9 protein-coding genes are annotated in these 12,700 nt (G+C 71.1%); all 9 read left to right on the top strand.

All coding sequences use genetic code 11. The annotated features are described in order from the left end of the window. Window position 1: 1 nt before the first annotated feature. The 9 genes from ACFWVP_RS22010 (at window position 2) to mycP (ending at window position 12,361) form a co-directional block, all read left to right on the top strand. Window positions 2-973 (top strand): carbohydrate ABC transporter permease, encoded by a 972-nt coding sequence (locus ACFWVP_RS22010; RefSeq protein WP_384498961.1) that lies wholly within the window; start codon window positions 2-4, stop codon window positions 971-973. Then, window positions 970-1,821 (top strand): carbohydrate ABC transporter permease, encoded by an 852-nt coding sequence (locus tag ACFWVP_RS22005; protein ID WP_384498960.1) that lies wholly within the window; start codon window positions 970-972, stop codon window positions 1,819-1,821. The genes ACFWVP_RS22010 and ACFWVP_RS22005 overlap by 4 nt, the downstream gene beginning before the upstream one ends. A 1-nt stretch (window position 1,822) precedes the next feature. Continuing rightward, entirely contained in the window at window positions 1,823-3,460 is a 1,638-nt protein-coding gene (locus tag ACFWVP_RS22000; RefSeq protein WP_384498958.1) for a beta-N-acetylhexosaminidase, read from the top strand. 369 nt (window positions 3,461-3,829) lie between these two features. After that, entirely contained in the window at window positions 3,830-4,723 is an 894-nt protein-coding gene (locus tag ACFWVP_RS21995) for an FAD binding domain-containing protein (protein WP_384498957.1), read from the top strand. Then, complete coding sequence (locus ACFWVP_RS21990) at window positions 4,720-6,390, top strand: 2Fe-2S iron-sulfur cluster-binding protein (RefSeq protein ID WP_384498955.1); 1,671 nt, start codon at window positions 4,720-4,722, stop codon at window positions 6,388-6,390. The genes ACFWVP_RS21995 and ACFWVP_RS21990 overlap by 4 nt, the downstream gene beginning before the upstream one ends. A gap of 82 nt (window positions 6,391-6,472) precedes the next feature. Continuing rightward, window positions 6,473-8,806, top strand: a complete 2,334-nt coding sequence (locus tag ACFWVP_RS21985; RefSeq protein ID WP_384498953.1) for a xanthine dehydrogenase family protein molybdopterin-binding subunit — start codon at window positions 6,473-6,475, stop codon at window positions 8,804-8,806. Window positions 8,807-8,922: 116 nt separating this feature from the next. After that, the gene (locus tag ACFWVP_RS21980) at window positions 8,923-9,456 is read left to right on the top strand and encodes a hypothetical protein (RefSeq protein ID WP_384498951.1); all 534 of its coding nucleotides are present in this window, start codon (window positions 8,923-8,925) and stop codon (window positions 9,454-9,456) included. A gap of 36 nt (window positions 9,457-9,492) precedes the next feature. Further along, window positions 9,493-10,968, top strand: coding sequence for a hypothetical protein (locus ACFWVP_RS21975; protein ID WP_384498949.1), 1,476 nt, complete (start codon window positions 9,493-9,495; stop codon window positions 10,966-10,968). Between the two features lie 28 nt (window positions 10,969-10,996). Next, the gene (gene mycP, locus ACFWVP_RS21970; RefSeq protein ID WP_384498948.1) at window positions 10,997-12,361 is read left to right on the top strand and encodes a type VII secretion-associated serine protease mycosin; all 1,365 of its coding nucleotides are present in this window, start codon (window positions 10,997-10,999) and stop codon (window positions 12,359-12,361) included. Window positions 12,362-12,700: the final 339 nt, after the last annotated feature.

Genomic DNA, 12,700 nt, shown 5'->3' with positions numbered 1-12,700 from the left:
GATGACCGCGGACACGATGGCTCACAAGGCCCCCGAGAAGTCCGGGGCGGGCGGCCCGCCGGCCCGCCCGCCCCGGCGCCGCCCGGCGTCCCCGGCGCTGCGCTCCGGCTGGACCCCCTGGCTGTATTTGCTGCCCGCGCTGGTCCTGCTCGGCGGACTCCTGGTCTACCCGATCTACCAGTTGGGCCTCATCTCCTTCCTGGAGTACACCCAGGCCCAGGTCAGCGGCGGCGAACCGACCACGTTCGTGGGCTTCGGCAACTACGCGACCCTCTTCGGCGACAGCCAGTTCTGGCAGGTCCTCCTCGCGACCGTGCTCTTCGCCACGGCCTGCGTGCTCGCCACCCTGTTCGTCGGCTGCGCCCTGGCCGTCCTGCTGACCCGCGTCCGGGCGCTGCCCCGGCTCGCGCTCATGATGGCCGCGCTGGGCGCCTGGGCGACCCCGGCGATCACCGGCTCCACCGTCTGGGTGTTCCTCTTCGACCCGGACTTCGGACCGGTCAACAAGGTGCTCGGGCTGGGCGACTTCTCCTGGACGTACGGGCGCTACAGCGCCTTCGCCCTGGTGCTCCTCGAAGTGCTCTGGTGCTCGTTCCCGTTCGTGATGGTGACCGTGTACGCGGGCATCCGCGCGATCCCCACCGAGGTGCTGGAGGCGGCCTCGCTGGACGGTGCCTCGCAGTGGCGCATCTGGCGCTCGGTCATGGCGCCGATGCTGCGGCCGATCCTCGTCGTCGTGACCATCCAGTCGATCATCTGGGACTTCAAGGTGTTCACCCAGATCTACGTCATGACCAACGGCGGCGGCATCGCCGGCCAGAACCTGGTGCTCAACGTGTACGCGTACCAGAAGGCGTTCGCGTCCTCGCAGTACAGCCTCGGATCGGCGATCGGCGTCGTGATGCTGGTGATCCTGCTGGCCGTGACGCTGGTCTATCTGCGCCTGGTGCGGCGCCAGGGGGAGGAACTGTGAGCACGACGACGAGACGCTCGCGCATCCGCAGGCCCGGCAGGCTGGCGGCGGAGGCGACCGCCCTCGTGATCGCCGCCGCGGTCGCCTTCCCGCTGTACTGGATGGTGCTCTCCGCGTTCAAGCCGGCGGGCGAGATCCAGTCCACCGAGGCCCGGCCCTGGACGCTGGCCCCGTCCCTCGACTCGTTCCGCCGGGTCTTCGAACAGCAGGAGTTCGGCCGGTACTTCCTCAACAGCCTGCTCGTCGCCGGCACGGTCGTCATCGCGTCCGCGCTGATCGCCTTCCTCGCCGCGACGGCCGTGACGAGATTCCGCTTCAAGTTCCGCACGACCCTGCTGATCATGTTCCTGGTCGCGCAGATGGTGCCGGTGGAGGCGCTGACCATTCCGCTGTTCTTCCTGATGCGGGACTTCGGCCAGCTGAACACCCTGGGCGCGCTGATCCTGCCGCATCTCGCCTTCTCGCTGCCTTTCGCGATCTGGATGCTGCGCGGATTCGTCAGGGCCGTCCCGGAAGCGCTGGAGGAGGCCGCCTACATCGACGGGGCGAGCCGCACCCGCTTCCTGTGGCAGATCCTCTTCCCGCTCGTCTTCCCCGGGCTCGTGGCGACGAGCGTCTTCTCGTTCATCTCCACCTGGAACGACTTCCTGTTCGCGAAGTCGTTCATCATCAGCGACACCTCCCAGTCGACGCTCCCCATGGCGCTTCTGGTCTTCTTCAAACCCGACGAGAACGACTGGGGAGGAATCATGGCGGCCTCGACGGTGATGACCGTGCCCGTCCTGGTCTTCTTCGTACTCGTACAGCGCCGTCTGGTCTCCGGGCTGGGCGGAGCGGTGAAGGACTGACGTGGACAACCTGATTCCCGCCCCCGTACGCACCGAGGGCGGAGGGGGGCGCGGATTCCTCCTGGACCCGTCCACCACCCTCGGGGCACAGGCCGGCACCGAGGGCACGGAGCGCTGGCTGCGCGCCACCCTCGGCGCCGCCTTCGGCCTGCCCCTCGCCCCGGGCACCCCGGCGGACGGGGCGGGGAACACCGTCGAGCTGCGCGTCGACGCAACCCTGGAGCCCGAGGGATACCGGCTGTCCGTGACGCCCGGCTCCGGCGTACGCATCACCGGAGGGAGCGCCGCCGGTGTGTTCTGGGGGGCGCAGACCCTCCGTCAGCTCCTGGGACCCGAGGCGTTCCGCCGCGCACCCGTCGGCGCCGGTACGGGCAGGGGCGTCCCGGCCACGGAGATCGAGGACCGGCCCCGCTTTCCCTGGCGCGGCCTGATGCTCGACGTGGCACGGCATTTCATGCCCAAGGACGACGTCCTGCGCTACCTCGACCTCCTCGCCGCACACAAGCTGAACGTCTTCCACTTCCACCTCACCGACGACCAGGGCTGGCGCATCGAGATCAAACGCCATCCCCGGCTCACGGAGACCGGTGCCTGGCGGGCCCGGACCAAACACGGCCATCGCGCCTCCGAACTGTGGGACGAGACCCCGCACGGCGGTTTCTACACGCAGGACGACATCCGCGAAATCGTCGCGTACGCGGCCGAGCGGCATATCCGGGTCGTCCCCGAAATCGACATCCCGGGACACTCGCAGGCGGCCATCAGCGCATATCCGGAACTCGGCAACACCGACGTCATCGACACCTCCGCGCTTTCCGTCTGGGACACCTGGGGCATCAACCCGAACGTACTCGCCCCCACCGACAGCACCCTGCGCTTCTTCGAAGGCGTCTTCGAGGAGGTGCTCGACCTCTTTCCAGCGGCCACCTCGCCGTTCATCCATATCGGTGGCGACGAATGCCTCAAGGACCAGTGGAAGGAGTCGCCGGCGGCGCAGGCCCGGATGGCCGAACTCGGCCTGCCCGACGAGGACGCGCTCCAGTCCTGGTTCATCCGGCACTTCGACCGCTGGCTCACCGCCCGGGGGCGCCGCCTCATCGGCTGGGACGAGATCCTCGAAGGCGGCCTCCCCGAGGGGGCCGCGGTGTCCTCGTGGCGGGGTTACGCGGGCGGCGTCACCGCCGCCGAGGCCGGGCACGACGTCGTGATGTGCCCCGAGCAGCAGGTGTACCTGGACCACCGTCAGGACGGCGGCCCCGACGAGCCGATGCCCATCGGATTCGTCCGGACCCTGGAGGACGTCTACCGCTTCGAACCCGTACCCCCGGGCCTGTCCGAGGAGGCGGCCGGCCACATCATCGGCACCCAGGCCAACGTCTGGACCGAGGTCATGCAGAACCGGGCCCGCGTCGACTACCAGGTCTTCCCCCGGCTCGCGGCGTTCGCCGAGGTCGCCTGGTCCGCGCTCCCGGCCCCCGGCGAGCGGGACTTCGCCGACTTCGAACGCCGCATGGGCACGCACTACGACCGGCTCGACGCCCTGGGGGTCGCCTACCGGCCGGCCGGCGGCCCGCTGCCGTGGCAACGCCGGCCCGGGGTCCTGGGTCGCCCGATCGAGGGACCGCCCCCGCGGGTCTGAGCCCGGGCCGGCCCTGTGCACCCGCCTGCACGGGTCATGGGCTTCTGCCTGCACCCGCCTGCACGGGCCGTGGGCTTCCGCCCGGACGGGCCGTCCGCCTCCGCCCGGACCGCACGTCCGGCCCGGACCCGGACCGTGCGGCGCGCCAACGAATAAGTCGTACGAACTCGCTGAAGGGTGGCAATTCGTGCGCCGGGCGGAAGCCAGGTGAAAGGCGACTTATCCCCTGGCTGGGGACAGAAGTGTCCTTCGTGGACCCTCGCGTCGGTCCGCCCGGAAGATGTGCCAGAGTTGCCACGTCCCGGCCGTGAGCACGTACCGTACGGCGGACAGGCGGGACTGCCGGGACACCGGGAAGGGGCAACTGGGTTGACCACGCACGCACCGCAGGCGACGCAGTCGGTGACGCTGCCGGCCTCGCTCGACGAGGCCGTGGCGGCTCTCGGAGCCATGCCTGCCGCCGTTCCTGTGGCCGGGGGCACGGACCTCATGGCAGCCGTCAACAAGGGCCTGTTGCGCCCCTCGGGGCTGGTCGGGCTGAGCCGGATCAGCGAGCTGCGCGGCTGGCACTACCAGGACGGCCACGCCCTGCTCGGCGCCGGCCTCACCCACGCACGCATGGGGCGGCCCGACTTCGCCGCCCTCATCCCCGCGCTGGCCGCCTCCGCGCGCGCCGCGGGCCCGCCCCAGATCCGCAACGCCGGAACGCTCGGCGGCAACATCGCCACCGCGGCCCCGACCGGCGACGCCCTGCCGGTGCTGGCGGCCCTGGAGGCCGAGCTGGTCATCGCGGGTACGGGCGGTTCACGCCGCGAGATCCCGGTCTCGCACCTCCTCGCGGGCCGCGAGATGCTGGGGCCCGCCGAGCTGATCGGTTTCGTGCGCGTACCCCTGCTGCACGCGCCCCAGGTGTTCCTCAAGGCGACCGGCCGCACCGGCCCGGGCCGCGCCACCGCCTCCGTGGCGATCGTCCTGGACCCGGCGCGGCGCGGGGTGCGCTGCGCGGTGGGCGCGATCGCCCCGATGCCGCTGCGGCCCCTGGAGGCGGAACGCTGGATCGCCTCCCTGATCGACTGGGACGGCGAACGGGGCCTGGCCCCCGACGCGCTGGCCGCATTCGGCGAATACGTCGCCGCGGCCTGCATCCCGGACCAGGCACCCGACGACGGGGGAGAGGCGCCACCGCTGCCCCCCGCCGTACTCCACCTGCGGCGCACGGTCGCCGCGCTCGCCCGACGCGCGCTGGGGAGGGCACTGTCGTGAGCAATGAAGAGAATCCCGACCGGCGGCACGGGCAGCCCGATCCGTACGGCGGCTGGCAGCCCACTCCGCAGAGCGGTGAGTACGACGCGGAGGCGACCGCCTTCGTCCACCTGGACCCGGAGGACCTCGCCAACCTCGGCAACGACCCGCTGGCCGCCCCCGGCCAGGGCTACGTACCGCCGATGATCCTTCCGCTGACCCCGGCCGCGGGGCTCGACCCCGCGGCGACGGGCAGCTGGGTCGTGCAGACGCAGAGCCAGCAGGAGCGGGCCGCCCGCGCGGAGACCGCGCCCGACGCGGTGCACTGGCCGGACCCGAACCAGCAGGAGCCGTACGGGCAGCAGTACCCGCAGACGTACCCCTCGACGTCGCAGTACGAGCAGACCTCGTCGACGACGGCCCAGTGGAACTTCACCGAGACCGTGCCCGCCGCCGGGCCCGACGACCCGGCGCACCCGCATCCGCACGCGCCCGGACACGTACCGGCTGCGCCTTCGGCTTCCGCTTCCGCCGAGCCCGTGGGGCACACCGGCCGGTGGACGATCCCGGTGGCGAACGGCGACCTCCCGGACGAGTCCGGGGAGTTCGCGGCCTCGTCCCTGGCGTCCCAGTGGTACGCGGAGACGCCCCCGGCCACCCTCCCGGGAGGCGCACCGGCACCGTGGGCCACCCAGGAGCAGGCACTCCCGGAGGCGCCCGCACCGGAGGCGCCCGCACCGGAGGCGCCCGCACCGGAGGCGTCCGCTCCGGAGCCGTCGCCGGAGCCGCAACTGCCGCCGCTGCCCGAACCGGCGGCCGGGCCCGAGCCCTCGTCGGAGGCCCCGTCCGGGGGCCTGTCCGGGGTCCCGGACGAGCCCGACGCACCGGAGGAGGCCCCCGGGGAGGAGGCGTCCGCCGAGACCCCGTTCGCGCCCGAGCCGTCGGAGGACGTACAGGACGCGCCCGGCACCCCGGCCGCCCCCGAAGAGGGGCTGCTCGAGACCGCCACGGCTGGTGACGCACCCGAGGTACCCGAGGCACCCGACGACGCACCGGCACACGCCACACCCGCAGGTCCGGACCCCGCCCCCGTGGGCGCGCCGGACAGGCCCAGCGAGCACCCCGCCGCCTCGTACGTCCTGCACGTGAACGGCGCGGACCGTCCCGTCACCGACGCCTGGATCGGCGAGTCGCTGCTGTACGTGCTCCGGGAGCGCCTCGGCCTCGCCGGCGCGAAGGACGGCTGCTCGCAGGGCGAGTGCGGTGCCTGCAACGTCCAGGTCGACGGCCGCCTCGTGGCCTCCTGCCTGGTTCCCGCGGCCACCACGGCGGGCAGCGAGGTCCGTACGGTCGAGGGCCTCGCGGTGGACGGCGAACCGTCCGACGTCCAGCGGGCCCTGGCCCGCTGCGGTGCCGTCCAGTGCGGCTTCTGCATCCCCGGGATGGCCATGACCGTCCACGACCTCCTGGAGGGCAACCACGCCCCCAGCGAGCTGGAGACGCGCCAGGCCCTGTGCGGCAACCTCTGCCGCTGTTCCGGCTACCGGGGCGTGCTCGACGCCGTACGCGAGGTCGTCGCCGGCCGGGAAGCGGCCGGCACGGACGACGAGGAACCACGCATCCCGCATCAGGCCGCGCCCGGCGCGGGCAGCGTCCAGCCGCACGCGCACGAGGGAGACCCCCGGTGAACCCCGCGTCTCCCGCAGCACCGGTCACCCACACCACCACCAACAGCCGCTCCCGCGGCGGGGCGAACGACAAGGAGGCGGCGTGACCAACGACGCAGCCACCGCGACCAGCACCACCCGGACCGCACCGCAGCCCGAGGGCACGGGCCCGGACCAGGAGCTTCCCTCGCTCGGCCTGGGTGCCTCGCTCCCGCCGGCCGACGCCCGCGCGAAGACCGAGGGCACGTTCCCGTACGCGGCCGATCTCTGGGCCGAGGGCCTGCTGTGGGCCGCGATGCTGCGTTCCCCGCACCCGCACGCGCGCATCCTGTCGATCGACACGTCCGCAGCCCTGGAGATGCCCGGTGTGCGCGCGGTCGTCACGCACGCGGACGTCCCCGGGGACAGCGCGTACGGCCGGAGCGTCGTCGACCGCCCCGTCTTCGCCTCCGACCTGGTCCGGCACCACGGCGAGGCCATCGCGGCCGTCGCAGCGGACCACCCCGACACCGCACGCCTGGCCGCCGCCGCGGTCGCCGTCGAGTACGAGGTACTCGAACCCGTCACCGACCCGGAGAAGGCCTTCGCGGCCGAACCGCTCCACCCCGACGGCAACCTCATCCGCCACATCCCGCTGCGCTTCGGCGACCCGGACACCGTCGGCGAGGTCATCGTCGAGGGCCTGTACCGCATCGGCCGCCAGGACCCCGCCCCGATCGGAGCCGAGGCCGGCCTCGCCGTGCCCCGCCCCGACGGCGGCGTCGAGCTCTACACGGCGTCCACGGACCCGCACACCGACCGCGACCTCGCCGCCGCCTGCTTCGGCCTGGACCCCGACCGGGTCAAGGTCGTCGTGACGGGCGTCCCGGGAGCGACCGGCGACCGTGAGGACCCCGGCTTCCAGATCCCGCTCGGCCTCCTCGCCCTGCGCACCGGCTGCCCGGTCAAACTGGCGGCCACGCGCGAGGAGTCCTTCCTCGGCCACGCCCACCGCCACCCCACCCTGCTGCGCTACCGCCACCACGCCGACGCCGAGGGCAGACTGGTCAAGGTCGAGGCCCAGATCCTCCTCGACGCGGGCGCGTACGCCGACTCCTCGTCCGAATCCCTGGCCGCCGCGGTGGCCTTCGCCTGCGGCCCGTACGTCGTCCCGCACGCCTTCATCGAGGGCTGGGCGGTCCGTACGAACAACCCGCCCTCCGGACACGTGCGCGGCGAGGGCGCGATGCAGGTGTGCGCGGCCTACGAGGGCCAGATGGACAAGCTGGCGGCGAAGCTGGGCATCGACGCGGCCGAGATCCGTCTCCGTAACGCCCTCTCCACCGGCGACATACTCCCCACCAGCCAGACGGTGACCTGCCCGGCCCCGGTCGCGGAACTGCTCCGCGAGGTCCGCGACCACCCGCTCCCCACGCTTCCCAAGGACGCCCCCGAGGACGACTGGCTGCTGCCGGGGGGCCCGGAGGGCGCCGGTGAGCCCGGAGCCGTACGCCGGGGTGTCGGCTACGCGCTGGGCATGGTCCACATGCTCGGGGCCGAGGGCACGGACGAGGTCTCCACCGCCACGGTCCGGGTCCACGACGGTGTCGCCACGGTCATCTGCGCGGCCGTGGAGACCGGCCAGGGCTTCAGCACCCTCGCCCGGCAGATCGTCCAGGAGATCCTGGGCATCGAAGAGGTCCACGTGGCGGCGGTGGACACCGACCAGCCCCCCGCGGGCCCGGCGACCCACGGCCGTCACACCTGGGTCTCCGGCGGCGCGGTGGAACGCGCGGCCAAGATGGTCCGCACCCAGCTCCTCCAGCCGCTGGCCCACAAGTTCGGCATGTCCACGGAGCTCCTCCAGATCGCCGACGGCAAGATCACCTCGTACGACGGGGTGCTGTCCACGACGGTCATGGAGGCCATGGAAGGCAAGGAACTCTGGGCCACGGCCCAGTGCCGCCCCCACCCGACCGAACCCCTGGACGAGTCCGGCCAGGGAGACGCGTTCGTCGGCCTGGCCTTCTGCGCGGTCCGCGCGGTGGTCGACGTCGACATCGAGCTCGGCTCGATCCGCGTGGTCGAGATGGCGGTCGCCCAGGACGTCGGCCGCATCCTCAACCCCGCCCAGCTGGCGACCCGCATCGAGGCGGGCGTCACGCAGGGAATCGGCGCGGCCCTCACGGAGAACCTCCGCACTGCCCGGGGTCTGATCCGGCATCCCGACCTCACCGGTTACGCACTTCCGACGTCCTTGGACGCTCCGGACATTCGCATCGTCAAACTGATCGAGGAACGCGACGTGGTGGCCCCCTTCGGCGCCAAACCCGCCTCCGCGGTCCCGGTGGTGACGTCCCCCGCGGCGGTGGCCTCGGCAGTCCGCGCGGCCACGGGCCGCCCGGTCAACCGCCTCCCGATCCGCCCTCAGGCGGCGGTCGTCACCCCCAAGTCCTGAGCGCCGAGCCCCTGGTGTGATCCACATTGCACGTGCAACCCGGGGATGCGGGGTGTCACCGGCGCTGGCTACAGTGATGCCCTTAGCTGTAGCCAGCTGCATACGGGGAGGTTGCTGTGGCGAGCGACGCAGGGTCAGGATCGGGGCCGGCTCCGGGATGGCCGTTCGGCGGGATCATCGCCGTGGCGCAGGACGCCGTGGGCGATCTGGTCACCGAACTCGAGTCGTTCACGAAGTTCCGCAACCGCATCGACGAACTGCTGGAGGACCTCAAGGCGTCCCCGGCGGATGCGAGGAAGCTGAACGAAGTCTCCATCGGCGAGACCCAGTTCGGGGACCCTGGGTGGGCAGAGGCCACGGGGCTTTTCTCCTCGTACAAGAAGGTCGTCACGGAGCTCGAAACCTTCTCGAAGCTGCTGTCCGACTCGATGGAGGGCATGAGCATCGCGGTCCTCGCGTCGCACAAGGGCTACGAGAACCTGGACGACGACATCCGTGAGCGCATGCTGACGATCCGCGAGGGCGCGCAGGAGCACTACCAGGGCGAGTACGACCCGCAGCCGGAGGGCGGCAAGGGCGGCGCCGAGCAGCCGGTCGAGTCGAAGTCAGGCGACACCACCAATTCCGACGGGTATTCGTGGGGGCAGTGATCATTGGCATGACACTGGAAGAGACGGGGGAGTGGGATGGCTGAGGCACCCGAGACGTCCGGGGCATCCTTGACATCTTTTGAAGGGATGTCGCACAAGCAGATGATCGCGTGGCTCGACCAGGCGAACAGCTCGGCTGTGCAGACCGTGGCTGACCGCTTGGCGCACGTCGGGGCGGAGATCGAGAAGATCGCCGTCGAGCTGAAGATTCGCCCGCAGTGGGTGAAGTGGGAGGGCGAGGGCGCGTTCTCTTTCCGTGCCTGGAGTGCGGACCTGGCCAACGAGACCCGGCGTCTTGGGGAGTACAGCAAAGGCGCTGCGGAGCAGCTGAGTCTCGCTGCGGAGGCGATTGTCCTGGCCAAGGCGGCGACGCCCCGCCCTGACGTCGGAGACACGGCCAACTACGAAGCGGCGCTCAAGGCCCGGAACGATCCGGACTCCTCGGCGCTCGTGGAGAAGCTGGGTCCGGAGCTGCAAACTCAGAGACTCGCAGCAGCGAGCCAGATGAAGAGGCTTGCCGAGGCGTACGACCAGTCGAAGCAAGTGCTCGGCACACTGGAAAGGCCGGAATTCCCCCCGCCGCCGCAGGCGATTGCGCCGGAGCGGGGCGACGGCGACGGCGCAGGAGAAACATGGGGACCTTCAGGCGATTCTGCCGGGACGGGGCGGAGCGGTGGAGTCTTCGGCGGTGGGGAGGCCGTACACGCTGTATCCACGTCGGTGTCCGGTCCTGGAACGTCGGGCTCGATCCGGGAACCGCTGGCGATCCACACGGTAACGCGGCCGGAAACCCCCGTACACATGGAACTTGATGGCGTGGGCACTCTGCCGCAAGCGTCTGCTCCCGCGCCGATTTCACAGCCGGGGGTGACGGCGCCGGGTAAGCCGGAAGGTGGACCCTTCACGACACCTGTCGCGTTGCCGCCCGGTATCGGCGGTGGACCGGTGCCGCCTTCGGTAAATTCCGGTGGCCGAGCAGGTGTTACTCGTCCACCGATGCCCACCGGCGCTGGAAGCCTGGGCGCGAATCCCATCGGCCGACCGACCCGCGACGGCGGAATCGTCGGTGGCCGCCCTGTTGCCCAGAGTCCGGGGCGCCCTGTAGGAGCTCTTCCCCGCGGCACGGTGATCGGCGGTGACGGCGCTCAAGCCGGTCGCGGAACGATGGGGCACGGCGGTGGCATGGGCGGAGTCGGGGGAGGCGGCCAGAGCGGAATCACCGGTGGACGTCGGCTCGCGGGTGAGACCGGCGGCCTGGTGGGCGGCCGTCCACAGCAGCCAGGACGTACGACCGGCCGTCCGTTCACGCCCGGAGGCACAGGACTGGTGCGGGGCGCGGCAGCGGGTGACGGCAGTCGTGTGGCCGCCCAGGCAGGGCGAGGAGGAGCGGGTTCTCCCCAGCGAGCCCGTGACCCGCGCCGTGACGAGGGGGAGCGGCCGGACTACCTCGTCGAGGACGAGGCAACGTGGCAGCAGGGCGGCCGACGCGTCGTCCCGCCAGTGATCGACTGAGCAGCAGGACATAGGCAAAGGGAATTGGATGCGTACCAGCAGTGCAGCGGCCACCCGTCGTGGAACCGTCGCTTCCATCGCAGGGGCCCTGCTGCTGGTGGGTGCCAACCCTGCCCACGCGGAATCCGTTCGTTCGAGTCAGTGGCACCTGACGGCCATGAAGGCCGAGGAGATGTGGCGGTACAGCACGGGAGAGGGCGTCACCGTGGCCGTCATCGACTCAGGGGTGGACGCGTCGAACCCTGATCTTCAAGGTCGAGTCATTCAGGGCAAGGACTTCGCCCCGGATGAATCGGGCGACGAGCTGACCGATTACGACGGCCATGGCACCGGTATGGCTGCCCTGATCGCAGGAACGGGAAAGAGCCGCAGCGGAGACGGCGCATTCGGGCTCGCTCCTGGAGTGAAGATTCTTCCAGTCCGGGTTCCTGACAAGGCCCCCAACCTGAAGGCAGACATCAAGCAGTTCAATACTCAGGTGCCTGTAGCCATCCGATATGCGGCCGATCAGGGCGCTAAGGTCATCAACATTTCGTTGGGCACCGAGGAAGGGTCGCAACAACTCACGGACGCGGTCAAGTATGCCCTCGGGAAGGGTTCGCTCATTTTTGCCAGCGTCGGTAACAATGCCGAACGCCTGAATGACGTCAGGTATCCGGCAGCTACCCCCGGCGTCGTGGGGGTGGGGGCACTCGGTAAGGACTTGGCGAAGACGGACGAATCGCAGTTCGGCCCTCAAGTGGACCTCGCGGGACCGGGCGAGGAGATGATCCATGCCTGCCCGAGTGAGACTGATCTCTGCAAGTCGCACGGAACGAGTGACGCCACAGCAATCGCCTCCGCCTCCGCAGCCCTGATCTGGTCCAAGTATCCCGACTGGACGAACAATCAGGTCCTGCGCGTCATGCTGAACACAGCAGGCGGTCCGACGAGCGGTGCCGAGCGCAACGACTACATCGGCTACGGCGCTGTACGCCCGGGAGCTGCGCTGACCGAGCCCGGTGCCCCCGGCCCCGCCGACGAGTACCCCCTGCCGGACCTCGCTGCCGCAGCGTCCCAGGAGCCGTCCTCGGAGCCGTCCAAGGCGACCGAGGGCTCCCAGAAGAGCAACGAGCCGGAGACCTCGGCAGTGGCCTCCGTCGACAGCGGCAACACCGCTCTCTGGGCCGGGATCGGCATCGGTGCAGCGGCGCTCGTCGGTGTCGCGGTGGCTCTCGCGGTGATCCGTTCCCGCCGCCGTAACGCGGCCGTCCCGGCGGCGCCGTCCTACCAGCCGCCCTACGCGTACCAGCAGTCCCAGCCCCCGTACCCGCCCTACTCGCCCCCGGCAGGCGCTCCCGGACCTGACGCTCCGTACGGCAGCCCCCCGCACCAGGGTGGCCCCACTACGTAAACGCGTTCCTTCCGGGGCCTGGGAGAGGTGTGTCCGCCACCGGCCGGCGGAGCAAGTGGCGGCGCACGGCGTTCGCGGCCGGGCTGGCGCTGCTGTTGATAGGGGCTTCGGCCACCACGGCGACTGCGGATACGTCCTGTCTCAGCAGCGGCAGTCCGCTTATGGCTCCGTCCATGATCCGCCGGACAGTGCCCAGTGCGGTCAGAAAGCGGCGCCGGGCCTGAGCGGGCGGCTTCGTGGGGGCCGCTGCGGGGACCACACTCCGTACGTCGGCATCGTGCCGGCCGATCATGGCTGCCAGAGGGCCCTGTCGCCAGACGCCCGTCATCCTGCTATATC

Source organism: Streptomyces sp. NPDC058637 (genome assembly GCF_042717325.1).
Taxonomy (GTDB): Bacteria; Actinomycetota; Actinomycetes; order Streptomycetales; family Streptomycetaceae; genus Streptomyces.
Note: the sequence above shows the minus strand (reverse complement) of the source record. Positions and strands in the feature narration are given on the sequence as shown.

Coding starts and splice junctions, on each gene's coding strand:
- ACFWVP_RS22010 (WP_384498961.1), top strand. CDS start 2: ATGACCGCGGACACGATGGCTCACAAGGCCCCCGAGAAGTCCGGGGCG.
- ACFWVP_RS21975 (WP_384498949.1), top strand. CDS start 9,493: ATGGCTGAGGCACCCGAGACGTCCGGGGCATCCTTGACATCTTTTGAA.
- mycP (WP_384498948.1), top strand. CDS start 10,997: ATGCGTACCAGCAGTGCAGCGGCCACCCGTCGTGGAACCGTCGCTTCC.